We start from the raw sequence: 19,882 nt of genomic DNA on the forward strand, positions 1-19,882 counted from the left end.
AGTACTCTGCTGCGATGAATAAAACGACCCGCTTTGACACACGTGAACATCTGCTTGATACCGGTGAACGGCTCTGCCTTCGGTCCGGTTTTAACGGCATGGGGCTCATCGCTCTGCTGAAAGAAGCAGAGGTGCCAAAAGGGTCGTTCTACCATTACTTTCCGTCAAAAGAAGTGTTTGGCGTGGCAATGCTGGAACGCTACTTTGCGCGCTATCACCTGCGCCTGCAGGCGTATCTTGACGACCATCAGGGTAACTCCCGTCAGCGCGTGCTGGACTATTATTCCCAGTCGCTTTCTCACTGCCAGGAGAGTCACTTTGCCGGCTGTCTGTCGGTCAAGTTATCTGCTGAAGTCTGCGATCTGTCTGAAGCGATGCGGAGTGCACTTCATGCCGGTTCTGCGCCGCTGATTGCCACACTGAAAAATGCTCTGGATAAGGCCCAGCTGCAGGGAACCCTGTCACGCAAGATCGATTGTGCTGCCTGTGCACAGACACTGTATATGCTGTGGCTGGGAGCCAGTCTGCAAAGTAAAATCTGCCGTGACAATGCGCCGCTGCAGAATGCATGGCAGGAAATGACACGAATTCTTCGTGAAGATTAAAAAAAACACCTTAACTAGTCGACCGGTCTACCAGGAGTAAGTTATGAAACTGAACACGCTGTTTACCCCGCTGAAAACCGGTGCCATTACCGTGCCTAACCGCATCTTTATGGCACCACTGACGCGTTTGCGTAGCATTGAACCCGGCGATATCCCCACCCCGCTGATGGGTGAATATTATCGTCAGCGCGCGACCGCCGGGCTGATCATTACTGAAGCCACCCAGATCAGCTTCCAGGCAAAAGGGTATGCCGGAGCACCCGGTCTTCATTCTGCTGAACAAATCGGCGCCTGGAAAGCCATCAACGAGGGGATTCATCAGGAAGGCGGTCACAGTGCTGTCCAGCTGTGGCACACCGGCCGTATTTCTCACAACAGCGTACAGCCTGACGGCAAAGCCCCGGTTTCCGCTTCGGCAATCAACGCGGAAACCCGCACTTCTCTGCGAGATGCAGAGGGCAAGGCCATTCGTGAAGCCACATCAACACCGCGTGCGCTGACCACAGAAGAAGTGGCAGGTATCGTTAATGACTTCCGTCAGGCCGTCATCAATGCCCGCGAAGCCGATTTCGATCTGGCGGAGCTTCATTCGGCTCACGGCTACCTGATCCATCAGTTCCTTTCCCCGGCATCCAATCAGCGTGATGACCAGTATGGCGGCAGCATCGAAAATCGCACCCGCTTTGCGCTGGAAGTGGTTGATGCCGCCATTGATGGCTGGAGCGCGGATCGTATTGGCATTCGCATCTCTCCGCTGGGGCCGTTCAACGGTCTGGATAATGGTGAAGATCAGGAAGAAGCGGCACTGTACTTTATTGCTGAACTGGCAAAACGTCAGCTGGCTTATCTGCATATTTCTGAGCCAGACTGGGCAGGCGGTAAACCTTATACTCACGAATTCCGTCAGGCGATCCGCGCTGTGTATCCGGGCGTGATTGTCGGTGCCGGCGGCTACACGGCTGAAAAAGCGGAAGACCTGATTGAGCAGGGTCTGATTGATGCGGTAGCGTTTGGCCGTAGTTATATTGCTAACCCAGATTTAGTCGCCCGCCTGAAAACAGACGCACCGCTGAACGAACCGAAGCCAGAAAGCTTCTACGGCGGTGGGGCGGAAGGTTACACTGACTATCCTTTCCTCGGTTAATTGCCCCAAAGGTACGCAGCGGCAGGCATTGCCGCTATACTGCATTTTTCCGTCATCGTCTGATGACGCCGGTAAAAGAGGATGTTATGCGTTTACTTCACACCATGCTGCGCGTTGGCGATCTGCAACGCTCCGTTGATTTTTATACCAAAGTGCTGGGCATGCGCCTGCTTCGCACCAGTGAAAACACTGAATATAAATACACCCTCGCCTTTGTCGGCTATACCGAAGAGAGTGAAGGAGCAGTGATTGAACTGACCTACAACTGGGGCGTGGATAGCTACGACCTGGGTGACGCTTACGGACATATTGCACTGGGTGTCGATGATGTCGCCGCGACCTGCGATCGTATCCGTAACGACGGCGGTAACGTCACGCGTGAAGCCGGCCCGGTTAAAGGCGGCACCACGGTCATTGCGTTTGTTGAAGATCCCGATGGCTACAAAATTGAGCTTATCGAAAACAAACACGCCGGTAACGGTATCGGCCAGTAATTATTTCGGGTGCCTTTTGCGCACCCGACTTCCCTCCCTGCTGCATCCCCCGACAAAATTTGCCATAATGCGCGCTGCCTTTTTTCCCCAGTGAGAAGCTGATGTCTGAATCGAATGACCTGAATACCCTTAGCAGCCGTTTTCGCGGTTTTTATCCAGTCGTTATTGATGTTGAAACTGCCGGTTTCGATGCCAACACTAACGCGTTACTGGAAATCGCAGCGGTGACGCTAAAGATGGATGACAACGGCTGGCTGGAAAAGGATGAGACACTCCATTTTCACGTCGAGCCTTTTGTCGGTTCAGTTCTGCAACCTGAGGCGCTGGCATTTAACGGTATCGACCCTGACAACCCGCTTCGCGGGGCGGTCAGTGAATATGAAGCGCTGCACGCTATTTTCAAACTGGTGCGTAAAGGCATCAAAGAGAGCGGTTGTAGCCGGGCCATTATGGTGGCACACAACGCTACATTCGACCTGAATTTCGTCAATGCTGCTGCCGAACGCGCCAGCCTGAAACGTAACCCCTTCCATCCCTTCGTGACTTTTGACACGGCGGCCCTGAGCGGGCTGGTGCTGGGGCAAACGGTTCTGGCGAAAGCCTGCACCGCAGCGGGAATGCCGTTTGATAATGCTCAGGCACACTCTGCTCTGTACGACACCCTGCAGACCGCTGATCTGTTCTGTGAGCTGGTGAACCGCTGGAAACGGCTTGGCGGCTGGCCGCTGCCCGTCGAGCCGGCAGGCGACGACAGCGCGGGGTAACCCCCCTTAGCGATAAAAAAAACCGGGCCCTTTCAGGGCCCGGTTTTTTTATGCTGTCATGCTGTCTGACTTACTCAGCGGCATCGGACGGATATTTCTGCGCCGTCTCTTTGATGAGCTGCTGCAGTTCGCCGCGCTGATACATTTCAATGATGATATCGCAGCCACCGACCAGCTCACCATCGACCCACAGCTGTGGGAAGGTTGGCCAGTTAGCATATTTTGGCATCTCTGCGCGGATGTCAGGGTTCTGCAGAATATCAACGAACGCGAAGCGCTCACCGCAGGCAGACAGTGCCTGAACGGCCTGAGCAGAAAAACCGCAGCTTGGCAGTTTCGGAGAACCTTTCATGTACAACAGAATAGGGTTTTCAGCGATCTGGCGTTGAATTTTTTCAACAGTACTCATAAATGTCTTCCTCAATACGATACTTCATGTGTAGGCTAGGCGCAGCCTGCTTATTGTAGCGATTCTGTTCGGGTAGTGAAAACGACATTTTTACAGGGCGAAAGGGTAAAAATGTGACCTGAGAACAAAACAGGGATACAAAATAACATTTTCTTATCATCGTTGCTGTACGTGTTGTGGCCTGATTTGTTTTCATTGCTGCGATAAGCAACTGATACCGTTTAATTTATCGCCATTTACTTGATCTGTATTATTGAAACAAAAAAGACCTTACCCTTTGTTAAGAAGTTAGATTAGAATTGCCCTAACCTTCTGCCTGACCGCAGAAATGCCTTTTCTGACTCCGTTGCGACCTTTTGCAGCGCACAAACTGTTAATGGGAACGATGCGTTTACTCATCACGCTCTTCATACTGGCTTTCACCCAGTTATTTTTCAATATGGCGCACGCATCGCCACATGCCCCTATAAATGCGAATCAGCAAAAAGCCGATCGCACCACCGCGCGTGAAGACGACCGCCGTAAGCGCCGCCCGGTCAAGTCCGCCTCCACGAAAAAAGTAAAAGAACCGGTCAGTAAAAAAACAAAAGAAACCGCTAAGAAAACCTCCGCTAAAACAGCTCGTCTGGCTCCGGCAAAAAAAATCAAAGAAAAAGCAAAGAGCAAGGTGGCGGCAAAACCGTTGCGCACGGCTAACGTGACGAAAAAACCTTTAAGCCGAAAAATCGCTGCCAGTAAAAAAGCCGATAAAAAGCATTATGGTCGCGATCGCGCCGGGCGCAAAGTGGCGCAACGCAACGAAGCGCAGCTTTCTGCCCCACTCAAACTGAGTAAAGCCCACCGCGCCCGCTATCAAAAAGCGCGCGAGACGGCGATGACAAAATTGATGGGCCAACTGGGTAAACCTTATCAGTGGGGGGGAACCTCACCGAAAACCGGATTCGACTGTAGCGGGCTGGTCTGGTACGCCTATAAAGATCTGGTGAAGTTTAAGATCCCCCGGACAGCAAATGAAATGTACCACCTGCGTGATGCGGCCTCCATTAAGCGTGACGAGCTGGAAAAAGGCGATCTGGTCTTCTTCCGCATCAATGGACGCGGTACGGCTGACCATGTCGGTGTCTATCTGGGTGGAGGCAAATTTATTCAGTCGCCACGTACCGGTAAAGATATCCAGGTGAGCGCATTAAGTGAAGATTACTGGCAGGAGCATTATATTGGTGCACGCCGCGTGATGACGCCTAAAACCATTCGCTAGCGGGACGGTATGGGAGGAGACGCCTCCTCCCGATAAACTCAGTGCATGACAGCAGTAAAGCTAAACGCAATAATCATCAGCAGTGACCCAACAACCGCCAGAGCCGTCATCTTCATATCAGTGTTCATTTGTTCTCCTTAATAACCCTGCTATTAGTAAGCCAACAGATTTTCCCATACTTGCCCGTAAAAATCTCGTTTTCTGCGCGCAGCCTTGTTAGAATTATTTCTTTCCGTTGCGCAACACGCCCGGAAACGTTTCAAGTCAGCGCTGCATGTCACTCTACGGATGATTTTACCCCTTCCTACCCCTTTTGAGACGGCACCCCAGTTCATTCTCGTCGGCAGGAATGGCGGCGCGCAGGCAAACGTTTAACCCATTTGTTATCAGTACGTTAGTGATAGCCCCAGGAGTACGATTTTAATGGCAACAATTAAGGATGTGGCAAAGCGCGCCGGTGTCTCCACCACCACGGTGTCCCATGTCATCAACAAAACGCGCTTTGTAGCCGAAGAGACGCGCGAAGCGGTATGGGCGGCAATTAAAGAATTACATTACTCGCCCAGTGCCGTTGCCCGCAGTCTTAAGGTAAACCACACCAAAACCATTGGGCTTCTGGCCACGTCCAGTGAGGCCCCCTATTTTGCCGAAATCATTGAAGCGATTGAAAATCGCTGCTTTGCCAAAGGCTATACGCTGATCCTGGGCAACGCGCACAACGATCTGCAAAAGCAACAGGCCTATCTGTCGATGATGGCTCAGAAGCGTGTCGACGGCCTGCTGGTCATGTGCTCAGAATATCCTGACACCCTGATTGCTATGCTGGAAGACAACCGTAACATTCCCATGGTGGTCATGGACTGGGGCGAGTCGCGCGGAGACTTTACCGATACCGTGCTTGATAACGCCTTTGAAGGCGGCTATCTGGCGGGGCGTTACCTCATCGAACGCGGCCATCGTGATATCGGCGCAATCCCGGGACAGCTGGAACGCAATACCGGTGGCGGCCGCCATGCGGGCTTCCTGAAAGCGCTGGCTGAAGCCGGGATTACCCTGCGTGATGAATGGCTGGTGCAGGGGGACTTTGAACCGGAATCAGGCTATCGCGCCATGCAGCAGATCCTGTCACAGAAACAGCGTCCAACAGCGATTTTCTGTGGTGGGGATATTATGGCGATGGGGGCGATTTGCGCAGCAGATGAGATGGGTTTGCGCGTCCCGCAGGATATTTCGGTGATCGGTTATGACAATGTGCGCAACGCCCGTTACTTCACCCCGGCGCTGACGACCGTACACCAGCCAAAAGAGCGTCTGGGGGAAACAGCCTTTGATATGCTGCTTGACCGCATCACCAGCAAACGTGAAGAGCAGCAGACCATTGAAGTGCATCCTTCACTGATCGAACGCCGCTCCGTTGCCGACGGCCCCTTCCGGGACTATCGCCGTTAATGTCCGCGCATCAGCTCCCGGGCTGCTCACTCAGCCATTCTGCATTCAGCGTTTCGGTATTGCCAAGATAGGCAAGCAGCCAGTTCAGCGCCGGTGAGGCGCTGTGTTCAGACCAGCTGAGGTAGCAGGGACTGTCGGGAAACGGCGAGGCCAGCGTCAGCTCACCCAGCACCTGCTGTTGCAGCCAGGGCTGGGCGAAGTGCCCCGGCACCATCCCGACGCACAGTCCGGCACGCAGGCAGTCGAACGCACTTTCCCAGTCCGGCACCACCAGCCGCCGCTGATTGTCCAGCGTCCAGGTTGTCCGCTTCGGTAGTGCCCGCGAGGTATCCTCCAGCACCAGCGAGGGCCACTCGCGGATCAGGGCTTCACTCAGCGCGCCCTCGTAACGATGCAGCGGATGCCGGGACTGTACTACGCAGCGCCAGTTCAGACTGCCCATATCGCGAAAGGCAAAACGCCCCCGAACGGGAATGGCCTGAGTTGCGCCTATTGCCACGTCCACGCGACCGTCAGCCAGCGCATCCCAGACGCCGTTAAACACCTCCGGCATGATATGCAACTCCATGTCCGGAAAATGGCGGTAGAAATCCACCACCAGCTGCCGCGTGCGCGCCGGGCGTACAATGCGGTCCACCGCAATGTTAATCTGCCCGCGCCAGCCGTTTGCCACCTGCTGACAGCGGGTGCGAGTGGCAAGCATTTTTTTGATAACAGCCCGCCCCTCTTCACTGAATACGCGACCCGCTTCGGTCAATACCACATCGCGATGCCGGCGTTCGAACAGACTGACGGCCAGCCACTCTTCGAGTTGTCGAACGGTATAACTGACCGCAGATGGCACGCGATGAAGCTCTGCTGCAGCGGCGGTAAAGCTGCCCGTTCTGGCGACGGCGTCAACCACTTCAAGAGAATATTCAGACCACATAAGTTGCCTTCAAATTATTTCACTGCAAGAGACGAATAATAGCGTTTCACAGCTCATCAGGCACGGGATTACACTGCGCACGTAAAAAAATTGTCTAATAAGAGTTAAAAAATCATGCGTTCCAAAGGATTTATGTTTTATCTGGCCATACTGAGTATGTTGGGTTTTCTTGCCACGGATATGTACCTCCCCGCTTTTGGCGTGATGCAACAGGATCTGGGCACTGAAGCGGGCGCCATCAGCGCCAGCCTGAGTATCTTCCTTGCCGGTTTTGCCTGTGCGCAGCTGGTCTGGGGGCCGCTCTCTGACCGCATCGGTCGTAAGCCCGTGCTGGTCATGGGGCTCAGCCTGTTTGCCGTTGGTTGCGCCGCCATGCTCTGGGTGGAATCAGCGCCCTGGCTGCTGGCTATGCGTTTTGTGCAGGCTGTCGGCGTGTGTGCGGCGGCCGTCAGCTGGCAGGCGCTGGTCGTGGACCGCTACAGCGGTGCGCAGGCCAATCGCGTTTTTGCCACCATTATGCCGCTGGTGGCACTGTCTCCCGCGCTGGCCCCTTTGCTGGGCGCCTGGCTGTTACAGCACTTTTCCTGGCGCGCTATTTTCGTCGCGTTGCTGGTGATAAGCGTTATGCTGCTGATCCCGACGCTCCGCCTGCCATCGCCTTCACGCGTTGAAAAAGAGATGGTGAAAACGCCCGCTCCGGGCTTTTTCACCCTGCTGAAATCCCCCCTTTACAGCGGGAATGTGGCGATTTATGCCGCCTGCTCCGCCAGCTTCTTTGCCTGGCTCACCGGGTCGCCCTTTATTCTGGGTAAATTAGGCCTCTCCCCCGGTGATATCGGTCTGAGCTACGTGCCTCAAACGGTGGCGTTTTTGATTGGAGGTTTCAGCTGCCGCGCTCTGCTTAATCGCTTTGCCGGACGTCAGTTACTGCCCTGGCTGCTGGCGTTTTACAGCCTGAGCATTGCGGCTATTTATCTGGTGGCGTTACAGCCTGAGCCTTCGCTGTTTGCCCTGCTGCTGCCCTTCTGCGGAATGGCAATGGCGAATGGCGCTATCTATCCTATTGTGGTGTCCAGTGCCCTGCTGCCTTTCCCTCATGCAACAGGTAAAGCGGCAGCACTGCAAAACATGCTCCAGTTGGGTCTCTGCTTCCTGGCCAGCCTGATTGTATCGACGTGGATTGGGTCCGCTCTGTATACCACCACGCTGGTCATGGCAGGCACGATTTTCCTGGCCATCGCAGGTTATCTTGTCCAGCGAAGCGCAGAGCAAAAACAGGCCTGGCAGACGGCGGAAGAACCCCACTAAACCTCAGATAACATTTAGTTAGCACCCTAACAATAATGCGTTGAATATTCCCCGGCCTGCGCCTATAATTTACGGCGCATTATAAAACAACAAATACACAACATTTTCGAAGCAGGCGATGACCTCTGGTCATCGCCTGCTGTTGGATACTGACAGGGTCGTCAACGTGTTCTTCCGCGTGACATTTTTACGACCTCTGCTAATTTCAAATCAAGCCTCTTTTAACGTCGGATATCAGACTGTGGCATTAGCCACACGTGCTCTCACAAACCTGCAGGAAAGAGGATTCTTTTTTTCAGGTTTCAATCACACAGGGTGATGGGGAAGCTATGAGTTCATCGTGCATAGAAGAAGTGAACCTGGAAGATAATCAGTGGTATCGCATCGTCCAGGAAATGTTGAGTAAGGCAGATATCGAAATTAACGGAACCCGCTCATGGGATATCCGTATCGCTACCCCCGACTTTTTTAAACGCGTCTTGCAGGAAGGTTCGCTGGGGTTAGGTGAGAGCTACATGGACGGCTGGTGGGAATGTGACCGGCTGGATATTTTCTTCCAGCGCGTTTTGTCCGCAAAACTCGATCAACAACTCCCCCACCATTTTCGCGACACCCTTCGCGTCGCTGCTGCCCGCCTGACGAATCTGCAATCACGCAAACGCGCGTGGATTGTCGGTAAAGAGCATTACGATTTGGGTAACGATCTGTTTACCCGCATGCTCGACCCCTATATGCAGTACTCCTGCGGCTACTGGAAGCAGGCCAGCACGCTGGAAGAAGCCCAGCAGGCGAAGCTGCAGATGATCTGCGAAAAGCTTCAACTTGAACCGGGTATGTTGCTGCTGGATATCGGCTGCGGCTGGGGCGGGCTGGCGGAGTATGCTGCCCGTCACTTTAACGTCAGCGTGGTCGGGGTGACCATTTCAGCCGAACAGCAAAAACTGGCTCAGGCGCGCTGCGAAGGTCTGGATGTGACGATTCAACTGCAGGATTATCGCGATCTCAACCAGCAGTTTGATCGTATTGTCTCGGTCGGCATGTTTGAGCACGTCGGTCCAAAGAATTACGCCACCTATTTTGATGTCGTCAACCGCAATCTTAAACCTGACGGTATTTTCCTGCTGCATACCATCGGGGCGAATAAAACGGACAATAATGTTGACCCGTGGATTGATAAATATATTTTCCCCAACGGTTGTCTGCCTTCGGTTCGCCATATTGCGGATGCAAGTGAACCGTTTTTTGTGATGGAAGACTGGCACAATATTGGCGCTGATTATGATCTGACGCTGATGCAGTGGTATCAGCGTTTTCTGGATGCGTGGCCAGAACTGTCAGATAAATATGGCGAACGTTTTAAACGTATGTTTACTTACTATCTGAATGCCTGCGCCGGTGCGTTTCGCGCCCGTGATATTCAGCTCTGGCAGGTGGTCTTTACCCACGGTAAACAGGGCGGATTACGGGTAGCTCGTTAAACCGGCCTGTGAAGACAGGGCGACGTTTGTCGCCCTGTTACTTTGCTAATCCTGTTGATTCTCATCCCGCAGCTCGCTGGCGGCGGCCGCCAGTAATGAAGCCTCACGCTGTGCCAGCACCCGCTCCACGGTTTCCACAATCGCCTGGGTGTGCGGATCGATTTCAATATTGACACGATGTCCAAGTCGCTTGCTACCCAGGGTGGTACGCATCAGTGTTTCAGGGATCAGGTGCACACAGAATTTTGTCCGCGTCACTTCACCGACCGTCAGGCTGATGCCATCAATGCCGATAAACCCTTTATGCAGAATGTATTTCATCTGGCTGGCATCCAGCGGCTTAAACCAGATCTCACGGTTGTTTTCAGACGTCAGTATTTTACTGATTTCGGCGGTCGTCATGATATGACCTGACATCAGGTGCCCACCGATCTCATCGCTGAATTTCGCTGCACGCTCGACATTCACCGTATCCCCCACCTGAAGATCGCCCAGATTGGTTATACGCAGCGTTTCTTTTACCAGGTCAAAACTGACGCGATCGCCCTCTACCTCGGTCACGGTCAGACAGCAGCCGTTGTGCGAAACAGACGCGCCCAGTTCCAGCCCGGGCAATAACGCTTCCGGCATTTTAATCACATGGGTACGAAAATTAGGTTTCTCGTCAATTGCCAGCACCTCTGCGGTGCCCTGCACAATACCGGTAAACATAGCTGTTGCCTCAATCAATGTATTTTTCTGCCCTTAGTTTGCCCTGGCATCGTAGCAAAGCCAAATAAAGCACCGCATAATTGCGTGACACAAAGAGCTATTCTTTTGTCAGAACATTGGCTATTTACTCTGCTATCACTAAACTGGGGCGCCTGCCCTGCTGATATCATCGCTAAAAGCCATTTTTCTTAAGCAGAGTCATGAATAAAACCATTACCGTCCTGACGTTACGCCGTCACTCGCCTGCGTGAACAGGGACGGAAAAAATTAAAAAGGTGTATGTGTGCAGAAGTACCTCTCAGAGGCGCGTCAGTTATTAGCCCTGGCTATTCCGGTCATCCTTGCGCAGGTTGCGCAAACGTCCATGGGTTTTGTCGATACAGTAATGGCCGGTGCCGTTAGCGCCACGGATATGGCCGCCGTTGCAGTGGGAACCTCTGTCTGGTTACCCTCCATTCTTTTTGGGCACGGTTTGATCCTTGCCCTGACGCCGGTCGTCGCCCAGCTTAACGGCTCTGGCCGTCGTGAACGGATTGCCCACCAGGTCCGTCAGGCTTACTGGCTGGCGGGTATGGTGTCCGTACTGATTATGGTGGTGCTGTATAACGCAGGATACCTGATTGGCGCCATGCATAATGTTGACCCGGCGCTGTCGGCGAAGGCTATTGGCTATCTTCACGCTCTGCTGTGGGGCGCGCCGGGCTATCTGTTCTTCCAGGTGGCACGTAACCAGTGTGAAGGTTTGTCCAAAACCAAGCCCGGGATGGTCATGGGGTTCCTTGGTCTGCTGGTCAACATTCCGGTCAACTATATCTTTATTTATGGTCATTTCGGCATGCCTGCTCTGGGTGGGGTTGGCTGCGGCGTGGCAACGGCATCAGTTTACTGGGTGATGTTTATTGCCATGAAGGCTTGGGTTAATCGCGCCAAATCCATGCGCGATATTCACCTGCCGGTGCGTTACAGCCCGCCGGACTGGAAAGCTCTGCGCCGCCTGGCCGGACTGGGTCTGCCAGTTGCCCTGGCGCTGTTCTTTGAAGTGACTCTGTTTGCTGTGGTGGCTCTGCTGGTGTCCCCGATGGGGATTGTGAAAGTGGCCGGGCATCAGATCGCCCTGAACTTCAGCTCCCTGATGTTTGTTCTGCCGCTGTCTCTCGGCGTGGCCACGACCATCCGCGTCGGTTTCCGTCTGGGTCAGGGGTCGGTTGAGGGTGCCCGGGTAGCGGCATGGACCGCTCAGGCGGTGGGTATTGGCATGGCCTGCCTGACCGCTCTGTTCACCGTCACCTTCCGCAAGGAGATCGCCCTGCTGTATACGGATAACCCGGAGGTGATCACGCTGGCCGCGCAACTGATGTTCCTGGCGGCGATTTATCAGTTCTCGGACTCGATTCAGGTGATTGGCAGCGGTATCTTGCGTGGCTATAAAGACACGCGGTCGATCTTCTTCATCACCTTTGTTGCCTACTGGGTGCTTGGCTTACCCAGTGGCTATGTGCTGGCAATGACGGACTGGGTGGTACCGGCTATGGGGCCCGCCGGATTCTGGACAGGCTTTATTATCGGTCTGACCTCTTCCGCCATCATGATGATTTGGCGTATGCGCCGCCTGCAACGCCAGTCCGCAGACGTCATTATGGCCCGCGCAGCACGTTAATTTTTGGTGTTTTTATCGCTAAGCTGATTAAAATTGCTGCGCTTCGCACAGATGCGCAGCAATCAGAGGGAAAAATCATTTTTTCTCCTTGCCAGCCGCGCACGGTGTCGTTAATATTCGTCCCCGCTGTCACCCAGACAGCACAGTGCGTCTGTAGCTCAGTTGGTTAGAGCACCACCTTGACATGGTGGGGGTCGATGGTTCGAGTCCATTCAGACGCACCAATACGTTGCTGAAGCAGCCAACAGGCTGGCAGCGTAAAAGATCAAGAAACGCGTTCTTAGCTCAGTTGGTTAGAGCACCACCTTGACATGGTGGGGGTCGGAGGTTCGAGTCCTCTAGAACGCACCACTCTCCCTGGCAGCGACTTCTCCCCCGGCTTTAAGATTAACCTTACCCCCTTGGCAGTTTGCGCAACGAACTTGATGCGTATCATTCCTGCGTGCTATTTCGCGCTTTTTAATTGGTTTTCGAACACTTAGCGACTATAATACGGGACGTTGTTTCACTTGAATGGTTTCAGCGTATGGTTGCCCCTCATTTTAAAACGAGTACCTGTTGCGCAACACTTTATTGCGCCTGCGCCGAAACCGCGTCTTCACTTACCCTGCACGCTTTAATTCTGTCACCTATCCTTACTCTGTATCACCATTCTCAACACACCAATTTTCTCCTCCGGTGGATCCACCGCCGGGATACATCTTTAATCATCCATCACAACTTAATAGATAAATCGTCATGAAAAAGACTAAAATCGTTTGTACTATCGGTCCAAAAACCGAATCTGAAGAGATGCTGACCAACCTGCTTGATGCCGGCATGAATGTGATGCGTCTGAACTTCTCCCACGGGAATTATGAAGAACACGGCCAGCGCATTACCAATCTGCGCTCAGTGATGAGCAAAAGCGGCCATCAGGCGGCAATCCTGCTCGATACTAAGGGCCCTGAGATCCGCACCATGAAACTGGAAGGCGGTAACGATGCCTCCCTGAAAGCGGGCCAGACCTTTACCTTCACCACCGACCAGACCATCATCGGTAATGCCGATACGGTGGCGGTAACCTACCCGGGCTTTGCTGCTGACCTTAAAATCGGTAATACCGTACTGGTTGACGATGGTCTCATCGGCATGGAAGTGATCAACGTGACTGAAAGCACCGTGGTATGTAAGGTGCTGAATAACGGTGACCTGGGTGAGAATAAAGGCGTTAACCTGCCGGGTGTGTCAATCCAACTGCCTGCGCTGGCAGAGAAAGACAAACTGGATCTGATCTTTGGTTGTGAGCAGGGTGTCGATTTTGTCGCTGCCTCGTTCATCCGTAAGCGTTCAGACGTGCTGGAAATTCGTGAACACCTGAAAGCGCATGGCGGTGAGCATATCCAGATCATCTCTAAAATCGAAAACCAGGAAGGCCTGAACAACTTCGACGAAATCCTTGATGCCTCAGACGGTATCATGGTCGCTCGTGGTGACCTCGGCGTTGAGATCCCGGTTGAAGAAGTGATCTTCGCGCAGAAGATGATGATCAAGAAATGCAACCGTGCACGCAAAGTGGTGATCACCGCCACCCAGATGCTTGACTCCATGATCAAAAACCCGCGCCCTACCCGTGCGGAAGCCGGTGACGTTGCTAACGCCATCCTGGACGGAACCGATGCGGTGATGCTCTCGGGTGAAAGCGCTAAAGGGAAATACCCGCTGGAGTCCGTCACCATCATGGCGACCATCTGCGAGCGTACTGACCGTGTGATGAAAAGCCGTATCGACTCCCAGCATGACAACCGTAAAATGCGCATCACCGAAGCAGTCTGCCGTGGTGCGGTAGAAACGGCTGAAAAACTGGAGTCTCCACTGATTGTGGTCGCGACTGAAGGGGGCAAATCGGCGAAGTCCATTCGCAAATACTTCCCTAACGCAACCATTCTGGCGCTGACGACCAACGAACAGACGGCACGTCAGTTACTGCTCAGCAAAGGTATCATCACCACTGTAGTAAGTGAGATTGCTTCCACTGACGATTTCTACCGTCTGGGTAAAGAAGCGGCTGAAGCAAGCGGCTACGCGCTGAAAGGCGATGTGGTGGTCATGGTTTCTGGTGCGCTGGTACCAAGTGGAACCACCAATACCGCTTCAGTGCATGTTCTGTAATTAAAGATTACGCCTTGTAGTCAAAAAGCGCCCTGAGTGGCGCTTTTTTTACAACTTGCGTCACGCCTCATCACATCACGTCCAATCGAAATTAACGATTTAATCACCCTAAAAGTGACTGACCTGCTGATTAAAATCGCCTGTTTTCGCTTCGTTTTTTGTAAAATAGCGGAAATAAGATGCTTCTTTGAGCGAACGATCAAATTTAAGCACGTTCTCATCAAAAAATTATTCTCATTAGAAAATACTTTGTGTAATACTTGTAACGCTACATGGAGATTAACTTAATCTAGAGGGTATTAATAATGAATCGTACTAAACTGGTACTGGGCGCGGTAATCCTGGCTTCAACTATGCTGGCTGGTTGCTCAAGCAACGCTAAAATCGATCAGCTGTCTACCGACGTGCAGACTCTGAACGCTAAAGTTGACCAGCTGAGCAACGACGTGAACGCAATCCGTTCTGACGTTCAGGCTGCTAAAGATGACGCAGCACGCGCTAACCAGCGTCTGGACAACCAGGCTCACTCTTACCGTAAGTAAGAGTTCTGGTTTTAAAAATGGCGCACATTGTGCGCCATTTTTTTTGCCTTTAATCCACTCAGGGGCTAACCCCCTTCCTGAACGCGCCAGAACCCTCTTCCAGCGACGCCGAACCCTGAAACAGGCTAGGAGGCAGGTTTATTCTCCACCGCCTCTGCGGACTGCTGAAGCACGCTGGCGGGCACTGCCCCATCCTGCCCCACCTTTTCCCCTTCGTTAACCAGCACCGGCATTCCCGAGCGCCGTTCAATCGCCGCTTTAATCACCGCATGGTCACTCTTATCACTGCGGATAAACTTCTTCGCAGCAGCAGTCAGCGCAATCGGCAGGGTTTGTGGGTCATCCTTTTCACTGTGGGATAAGGGCTGATGAACTTCCAGATAGCGCTTGCCGTCCGGTTCGACCGCATACTTGATCGGCTGATTGATGATTTGTACGCGGGTGCCTTTGGGCACGCTGTTGAACAGCGCCTCAATATCATCCGGCCGCAGGCGTATGCAGCCCGAGCTGACGCGCATGCCGATACCGAAATCAGCGTTAGTACCGTGGATCAGATAATGCTGCTGACCGTAGGCCAGGCGCAGCGCATACAGTCCCATTGGGTTATCCGGCCCGGCAGGCACCGTTCCCGGCAGGGTTTTCCCCTCTGCGGCATAGCGCTTGCGAATATTGGGTGTGGGCGTCCAGGTGGGATTCGGGATTTTCTGGCTGATGCTGGTGACCATCGCCGGGGTGTTGGCACCAAGCTGACCAATACCGATAGGATAGACAATCACCTTGTTCTCGCCTTTCGGATAGTAATAGAGCCGCAACTCGGCCACGTTGACCACAATCCCTTCGCGCTTAGTATCAGGCAGCAGCATCTGGGTTGGGATGGTCAGTTGCGTGCCTGCCTTCGGTAGCCAGGGATCCGTGCCAGGGTTGGCTTCAAGTAGTCCCAACAGGCCCACCTGATACTTTACCGCCACAGCCTCCAGCGGGTTGCCATCATTAGGGACAACCCAGGTGGTATTTTCGCCAATCAGGCGGCTGTTATCGGGGGGAAGGGGATACTCGGTTGCACTGGCAGCCTGCATTCCGGCAAGAAAAGTAAGAACAGAAATCCCGGCTATGCGGTAAAAAAGTTTCATGCACATTTCTCGGTTTGAGTGAATAACACCCCACCTTAGCGCAGCGGGGTACTTACCGGGAAGTGTAGCAACTCACGCCTGGATGAGAATCAGCGCTTTCTTACGTATAGCACGTATCATCGCTTCCAGACCCTGCGAACGCGAGGGGGTCAGCTGTTGCGTCAGAGAGAGATCGGCAAACCAGGGACGCACGTCGAAATCAACAATCTCCTGCGGCGTCATATTTTGGTAAAGCGCAAAGACGATGGCAATCAGCCCTTTCACCAGCGCGGCATCGCTGTCGCCCTGCAGGGTGATCCGGTTCTTATCATCAGTGCCGACGACAATCCATACCTGGCTCTGACAGCCTGGAATGATGTTTTCCGGCTGCTGTAACGCGCCACCGGCATCGTCCAGGCGTGCGCCAAGCTCAATAATGTAAAGATACTTCTCTTCCTGATTAGCGCAACGATTAAAGTTACGTACCAGTTTGTCTTTGTCTGGCAGAGTTGCCATTGCTTCCTCACTATGAATCTGTTTCTGAGACGACATTGCCTGAAATGTGACAAGGGCGAGGCAAGCCTCGCCCTCAGGGCTGTATTGCTTAAAACGCGGTCAGCGTCAGCCCAGCAAACGGTGAATACGGGTGAGGCCAGCCGCCAGGCGATCAACCTCTTCTTCACTATTATACAGAACAAACGAGGCCCGACACATGGCCGGCACCTGATATCGATGCATCAGCGGCATTGCGCAGTGGTGACCGGTACGAATGGCGATGCCATATTGGTCAAGGAAGCTGCCCACATCAAACGCATGGTGCTTACCCAGATTGAACGCAATAACCCCTGCGCGCTGCTGCGGCCCGTAAATCACCATATCCGGTACGGCTGCCAGCTTGTCCAGCGCATAGCGCATCAGCTGCTGCTCACGCTCTGCAATCACATCCAGACCAAGCTCGCTGATCCATTGGATAGCTGCGCCCAGCCCGACAATGGCACCGGTATTGGGTGAGCCAGCCTCAAAGCGCCACGGTGCCGCAGCATAGGTAGTACCTTCTGTAAGGCTGACGGTGGAGATCATCGCGCCGCCGCCTTCCCAGGGTGGCATGTTATCCAGTAACGCCTTGCGGCCGTAAAGGATGCCGATACCGGTGGGCCCGTAAAGCTTGTGCCCGGAGAAGACATAGAAATCACAGTCCAGGTCCTGCACATCAACGGTGTGATGCATGACAGCCTGAGCACCGTCGATCAAGGTGATGACGCCCGCAGCTTTCGCCTGTGCCACCAGCGCCTTAACCGGATTTTCCGTCCCCAGCACGTTGGAAACGTGGGTGACGGCCAGCAGACGGGTCCGGCTGTCGATCAGCGCTGGCAACTGAGCGAGATCCAGCTCACCGTCGTCGGTCAGCGGAATAAAACGCACCTCTGCCCCGGTACGCTGCGCCACCATCTGCCACGGTACGATATTGGCATGATGCTCCATCTCCGTGATGATGATGTTATCGCCCGGCTGCAGCTGACTGCCGCCCCAGCTGTTGGCGACCAGGTTTATCGCCTCAGTGGTGCCTTTGACGAAAACAATCTCTTCAGCGGAGGCGGCATTGATGAAATGGGCAGCCTGAATGCGCACATTTTCCATTTCTGTGGTGGCTTCCGCACTCAGCGTATGGATCCCACGGTGTACGGCCGCATAACCGTGCTCATAGAAACGACTTTCTGCGTCAATGACCGCCTGTGGCTTTTGCGCGCTGGCCGCACTGTCGAGGTAGGCCAGCGGTTGCCCGTTGACCTCACGCGCCAGCAGCGGGAACTCCGCCCGAACGCGGGCCAGGTCAAATGTCATTGCAGGCCTCCTGGGAAACGCTGTGCAATACGCTGCATTACGGCTTCTTTCAGCGTTTCATCGGTAATAGCTTCGGTTAACTCTGCTGCAAACGCATAAATAATCATTCGCTGCGCGGCCGCTTCGTCAATACCGCGTGAGCGCAGATAGAACATCTGCTCTTCATCGATACGACCGATGGTTGCACCGTGACCGCACTTCACGTCATCAGCGTAGATTTCCAGCTGTGGCTTCGTATCCACTTCCGCCAGACGTCCCAGCAACAGGTTGTTATTGCTCATCTGACCATCGGTCTTCAGGGCATATTTCGCGACTTTGATATGACCGTTAAACACCGCACGGGCGCGATCGCGGACAATGGTTTTATGCCGCTGACGACTCTGACAGTAACCTTTGTTGTGCTCAAGATAAGTGCGGCTGTCGCAGACTTCTTTATCCAGCGGAAGCATCAGGCTGTTAATCACCAGATCGCTGCCCTCGCCTTCCAGCACGCTGCTGGTATTGTGGCGGGTCAGACCCGCACCCAGCAGGAAGCTGTGGCTCTGAACACGCACATCCCGACCCAGCGTCAGGTCATTGTGTGAAAAGTGGTAGCTGCTCTGATCTTCAAAACAGAGATTGTAATGGGTCAGCGCGGCGTTATTCCCGACGTCCGCCGTGAAGCGTGCCCCGGTAAAGTGCGTGGCGCCATTCAGGGTGAGGTAATGCTCAATCACCGTGGCTTCCGCCGCTTCATCCAGTTGCAGATGATGACGATAGTGAGAGGTATTCATCTCGCCGGTCGCACTGCCACTGCTGATATGCAGCAGGTACAGTGGGCGCGCGGCGGCTTTGCCACGCGGCAGCTGGATGGTCGTCACTTCTTCCGCCAGACTTTCCGTCAGGTGCAGGAAAACCTCGGGCTGAATAGGGGCACTCAGTTCGCGACGTTCTGCAGCCTGCGTGACCTGAATACTGAACAGATCGTGATCGGTGTCGCTCAGTGAAGACACAAAGCGGCCATCGACGAACACCAGACGTACGGCATCAATGGCCAGTGCAAGATTGTCGATCGCGGCACGGTCAAGAACCGCAGGCTGCGGCAGGACAAACTGCTGACCCAACAGGGTATCCAGCGGCGTGTACTTCCAGTTTTCCTGCTTGCGCGTCGGCAGACCTAAGCGCAGCAGCTGCTGCCAGTGCTGTTGGGCCTGCAGCGAACGGCTGTCACCCCGTGTTTCAAACAGGTGATGCCACTGCTGCAGTGCATTATCACTCTTGGTCGGTAAGCCAGCCATAGCCTTGCTCCTCTAACTGTTTAACCAGTGAGAAATCACCTGATTTCACAATTTTGCCCTGATACAGCACGTGGACAAAGTCCGGCTTGATGTAGTCAAGAATACGCTGGTAGTGCGTGACGATGATGAATGAACGTTTGCCATCGCGCAGATTATTCACGCCGTTGGCCACAATTTTCAGGGCATCAATATCCAGACCCGAATCCGTCTCATCGAGGATACACAGATCCGGCTCCAGGGCGGCCATCTGCAGAATATCATTACGCTTTTTCTCACCGCCGGAGAAACCGACGTTGACGGAGCGGGTCAGCAGATCTTCAGGCATTTTCAGCATCTGGATTTTATCTTCGATAAAGTCCTGGAAATCAAAGCGGTCCAGCGCTTCCTGCTCACGGTATTTACGCACCGCATTCACAGACGTTTGCAGGAAAAACTGGTTGCTGACCCCTGGGATCTCAACCGGATACTGGAAAGCCATAAAGATGCCTTCACCGGCACGATCTTCCGGGGACAGTTCCAGCAGATCTTTGCCTTTGAACTCAACGCTACCGCCGGTCACTTCATAATCTTCACGCCCTGCCAGTGTGGCAGAAAGGGTACTTTTCCCTGAACCGTTTGGCCCCATGATGGCATGCACTTCTCCGGGCTTGATCTCCAGATTCAATCCACGCAGGATAGCTTTGTCTTCAACGCTTACCTGTAAATCTTTGATGCTTAACATAATGTTTCCTTCGCAGTGCATTCCGGCACCATGTC

20 protein-coding genes and 2 tRNA genes are annotated in these 19,882 nt (G+C 53.6%); 13 read left to right on the forward strand and 9 right to left on the reverse strand.

Annotated features, from left to right (window positions below; genetic code table 11):
- Window positions 1–14: 14 nt before the first annotated feature.
- From K6L24_RS11885 to rnt, 4 genes are all read left to right on the forward strand, one after another.
- A complete protein-coding gene (locus K6L24_RS11885) occupies window positions 15–605 on the forward strand; it encodes a TetR/AcrR family transcriptional regulator (protein ID WP_222681497.1) in 591 nt (196 codons plus the stop codon).
- Between the two features lie 43 nt (window positions 606–648).
- Window positions 649–1,749 carry an alkene reductase gene (nemA, locus tag K6L24_RS11890; RefSeq protein ID WP_062743462.1) on the forward strand — a complete coding sequence of 367 codons (1,101 nt, stop codon included), beginning with the start codon at window positions 649–651 and terminating at the stop codon, window positions 1,747–1,749.
- A gap of 86 nt (window positions 1,750–1,835) precedes the next feature.
- Entirely contained in the window at window positions 1,836–2,243 is a 408-nt protein-coding gene (gene gloA / locus K6L24_RS11895) for a lactoylglutathione lyase (protein WP_062743648.1), read from the forward strand.
- Window positions 2,244–2,344: 101 nt separating this feature from the next.
- A complete protein-coding gene (gene rnt, locus K6L24_RS11900) occupies window positions 2,345–3,007 on the forward strand; it encodes a ribonuclease T (RefSeq protein ID WP_062743463.1) in 663 nt (220 codons plus the stop codon).
- Window positions 3,008–3,077: 70 nt separating this feature from the next.
- On the opposite strand, the gene K6L24_RS11905 is transcribed toward rnt, so the two are convergent.
- Entirely contained in the window at window positions 3,078–3,416 is a 339-nt protein-coding gene (locus K6L24_RS11905) for a Grx4 family monothiol glutaredoxin (RefSeq protein WP_062743464.1), read from the reverse strand.
- A gap of 385 nt (window positions 3,417–3,801) precedes the next feature.
- On the opposite strand from K6L24_RS11905, the gene K6L24_RS11910 reads away from it, so the two are divergent.
- Entirely contained in the window at window positions 3,802–4,674 is an 873-nt protein-coding gene (locus tag K6L24_RS11910) for a C40 family peptidase (protein WP_118664218.1), read from the forward strand.
- 38 nt (window positions 4,675–4,712) lie between these two features.
- Here the strand turns inward: K6L24_RS11910 and cydH are convergent, their stop codons facing one another.
- Entirely contained in the window at window positions 4,713–4,802 is a 90-nt protein-coding gene (gene cydH / locus K6L24_RS11915; RefSeq protein ID WP_118664219.1) for a cytochrome bd-I oxidase subunit CydH, read from the reverse strand.
- Between the two features lie 295 nt (window positions 4,803–5,097).
- Here cydH and purR point away from each other — a divergent pair, with 295 nt between their 5' ends.
- The gene (gene purR / locus K6L24_RS11920; RefSeq protein WP_062743466.1) at window positions 5,098–6,123 is read left to right on the forward strand and encodes an HTH-type transcriptional repressor PurR; all 1,026 of its coding nucleotides are present in this window, start codon (window positions 5,098–5,100) and stop codon (window positions 6,121–6,123) included.
- 10 nt (window positions 6,124–6,133) lie between these two features.
- On the opposite strand, the gene punR is transcribed toward purR, so the two are convergent.
- Window positions 6,134–7,051 carry a DNA-binding transcriptional activator PunR gene (gene punR, locus K6L24_RS11925; RefSeq protein ID WP_062743467.1) on the reverse strand — a complete coding sequence of 306 codons (918 nt, stop codon included), beginning with the start codon at window positions 7,049–7,051 and terminating at the stop codon, window positions 6,134–6,136.
- Window positions 7,052–7,165: 114 nt separating this feature from the next.
- On the opposite strand from punR, the gene punC reads away from it, so the two are divergent.
- Both punC and cfa read left to right on the forward strand, forming a co-directional pair.
- Window positions 7,166–8,359 (forward strand): purine nucleoside transporter PunC, encoded by a 1,194-nt coding sequence (punC, locus tag K6L24_RS11930; protein ID WP_222681498.1) that lies wholly within the window; start codon window positions 7,166–7,168, stop codon window positions 8,357–8,359.
- Window positions 8,360–8,688: 329 nt separating this feature from the next.
- Complete coding sequence (gene cfa / locus K6L24_RS11935) at window positions 8,689–9,837, forward strand: cyclopropane fatty acyl phospholipid synthase (protein ID WP_062743469.1); 1,149 nt, start codon at window positions 8,689–8,691, stop codon at window positions 9,835–9,837.
- Between the two features lie 45 nt (window positions 9,838–9,882).
- On the opposite strand, the gene K6L24_RS11940 is transcribed toward cfa, so the two are convergent.
- The gene (locus K6L24_RS11940; RefSeq protein WP_062743470.1) at window positions 9,883–10,548 is read right to left on the reverse strand and encodes a riboflavin synthase; all 666 of its coding nucleotides are present in this window, start codon (window positions 10,546–10,548) and stop codon (window positions 9,883–9,885) included.
- Between the two features lie 283 nt (window positions 10,549–10,831).
- Between K6L24_RS11940 and K6L24_RS11945 the strand changes: the two genes are divergently transcribed.
- From K6L24_RS11945 to K6L24_RS11965, 5 genes are all read left to right on the forward strand, one after another.
- Window positions 10,832–12,205, forward strand: coding sequence for an MATE family efflux transporter (locus K6L24_RS11945; protein WP_118664221.1), 1,374 nt, complete (start codon window positions 10,832–10,834; stop codon window positions 12,203–12,205).
- Between the two features lie 147 nt (window positions 12,206–12,352).
- A tRNA-Val gene (locus K6L24_RS11950) sits at window positions 12,353–12,429 on the forward strand.
- A 50-nt stretch (window positions 12,430–12,479) separates the two neighbouring features.
- Window positions 12,480–12,556: transfer RNA gene (locus tag K6L24_RS11955), tRNA-Val, on the forward strand.
- Window positions 12,557–12,943: 387 nt separating this feature from the next.
- Window positions 12,944–14,356 (forward strand): pyruvate kinase PykF, encoded by a 1,413-nt coding sequence (pykF, locus tag K6L24_RS11960; protein WP_062743472.1) that lies wholly within the window; start codon window positions 12,944–12,946, stop codon window positions 14,354–14,356.
- Between the two features lie 305 nt (window positions 14,357–14,661).
- On the forward strand, window positions 14,662–14,898 hold the full coding sequence (locus K6L24_RS11965) for a major outer membrane lipoprotein (RefSeq protein WP_034895178.1): 237 nt from the start codon (window positions 14,662–14,664) through the stop codon (window positions 14,896–14,898).
- A 125-nt stretch (window positions 14,899–15,023) separates the two neighbouring features.
- On the opposite strand, the gene K6L24_RS11970 is transcribed toward K6L24_RS11965, so the two are convergent.
- The 5 genes from K6L24_RS11970 to sufC all read right to left on the reverse strand — a co-directional run bounded on the left by K6L24_RS11970 (window position 15,024) and on the right by sufC (window position 19,847).
- Window positions 15,024–16,028 (reverse strand): L,D-transpeptidase family protein, encoded by a 1,005-nt coding sequence (locus tag K6L24_RS11970; protein WP_187509228.1) that lies wholly within the window; start codon window positions 16,026–16,028, stop codon window positions 15,024–15,026.
- Between the two features lie 72 nt (window positions 16,029–16,100).
- Window positions 16,101–16,523, reverse strand: coding sequence for a cysteine desulfuration protein SufE (gene sufE, locus K6L24_RS11975; RefSeq protein ID WP_222681499.1), 423 nt, complete (start codon window positions 16,521–16,523; stop codon window positions 16,101–16,103).
- A gap of 105 nt (window positions 16,524–16,628) precedes the next feature.
- On the reverse strand, window positions 16,629–17,849 hold the full coding sequence (sufS, locus tag K6L24_RS11980; protein ID WP_062743475.1) for a cysteine desulfurase SufS: 1,221 nt from the start codon (window positions 17,847–17,849) through the stop codon (window positions 16,629–16,631).
- On the reverse strand, window positions 17,846–19,126 hold the full coding sequence (gene sufD, locus K6L24_RS11985; RefSeq protein ID WP_062743476.1) for a Fe-S cluster assembly protein SufD: 1,281 nt from the start codon (window positions 19,124–19,126) through the stop codon (window positions 17,846–17,848). Before sufD ends, sufS begins: the two co-directional genes overlap by 4 nt.
- The gene (gene sufC, locus K6L24_RS11990; protein ID WP_062743477.1) at window positions 19,101–19,847 is read right to left on the reverse strand and encodes a Fe-S cluster assembly ATPase SufC; all 747 of its coding nucleotides are present in this window, start codon (window positions 19,845–19,847) and stop codon (window positions 19,101–19,103) included. Before sufC ends, sufD begins: the two co-directional genes overlap by 26 nt.
- Between the last annotated feature and the right edge of the window lie 35 nt (window positions 19,848–19,882).

This window comes from Erwinia persicina (assembly GCF_019844095.1).
GTDB lineage: Bacteria > Pseudomonadota > Gammaproteobacteria > Enterobacterales > Enterobacteriaceae > Erwinia > Erwinia persicina.

Excerpts from the sequence above, each read along its gene's own strand:
- K6L24_RS11885 (WP_222681497.1), top strand. The coding sequence starts at position 15 with ATGAATAAAACGACCCGCTTTGACACACGTGAACATCTGCTTGATACC.
- nemA (WP_062743462.1), top strand. The coding sequence starts at position 649 with ATGAAACTGAACACGCTGTTTACCCCGCTGAAAACCGGTGCCATTACC.
- gloA (WP_062743648.1), top strand. The coding sequence starts at position 1,836 with ATGCGTTTACTTCACACCATGCTGCGCGTTGGCGATCTGCAACGCTCC.
- rnt (WP_062743463.1), top strand. The coding sequence starts at position 2,345 with ATGTCTGAATCGAATGACCTGAATACCCTTAGCAGCCGTTTTCGCGGT.
- K6L24_RS11905 (WP_062743464.1), bottom strand. The coding sequence starts at position 3,416 with ATGAGTACTGTTGAAAAAATTCAACGCCAGATCGCTGAAAACCCTATT.
- K6L24_RS11910 (WP_118664218.1), top strand. The coding sequence starts at position 3,802 with ATGCGTTTACTCATCACGCTCTTCATACTGGCTTTCACCCAGTTATTT.
- cydH (WP_118664219.1), bottom strand. The coding sequence starts at position 4,802 with ATGAACACTGATATGAAGATGACGGCTCTGGCGGTTGTTGGGTCACTG.
- purR (WP_062743466.1), top strand. The coding sequence starts at position 5,098 with ATGGCAACAATTAAGGATGTGGCAAAGCGCGCCGGTGTCTCCACCACC.
- punR (WP_062743467.1), bottom strand. The coding sequence starts at position 7,051 with ATGTGGTCTGAATATTCTCTTGAAGTGGTTGACGCCGTCGCCAGAACG.
- punC (WP_222681498.1), top strand. The coding sequence starts at position 7,166 with ATGCGTTCCAAAGGATTTATGTTTTATCTGGCCATACTGAGTATGTTG.
- cfa (WP_062743469.1), top strand. The coding sequence starts at position 8,689 with ATGAGTTCATCGTGCATAGAAGAAGTGAACCTGGAAGATAATCAGTGG.
- K6L24_RS11940 (WP_062743470.1), bottom strand. The coding sequence starts at position 10,548 with ATGTTTACCGGTATTGTGCAGGGCACCGCAGAGGTGCTGGCAATTGAC.
- pykF (WP_062743472.1), top strand. The coding sequence starts at position 12,944 with ATGAAAAAGACTAAAATCGTTTGTACTATCGGTCCAAAAACCGAATCT.
- K6L24_RS11965 (WP_034895178.1), top strand. The coding sequence starts at position 14,662 with ATGAATCGTACTAAACTGGTACTGGGCGCGGTAATCCTGGCTTCAACT.
- K6L24_RS11970 (WP_187509228.1), bottom strand. The coding sequence starts at position 16,028 with ATGAAACTTTTTTACCGCATAGCCGGGATTTCTGTTCTTACTTTTCTT.
- sufE (WP_222681499.1), bottom strand. The coding sequence starts at position 16,523 with ATGGCAACTCTGCCAGACAAAGACAAACTGGTACGTAACTTTAATCGT.
- sufS (WP_062743475.1), bottom strand. The coding sequence starts at position 17,849 with ATGACATTTGACCTGGCCCGCGTTCGGGCGGAGTTCCCGCTGCTGGCG.
- sufD (WP_062743476.1), bottom strand. The coding sequence starts at position 19,126 with ATGGCTGGCTTACCGACCAAGAGTGATAATGCACTGCAGCAGTGGCAT.
- sufC (WP_062743477.1), bottom strand. The coding sequence starts at position 19,847 with ATGTTAAGCATCAAAGATTTACAGGTAAGCGTTGAAGACAAAGCTATC.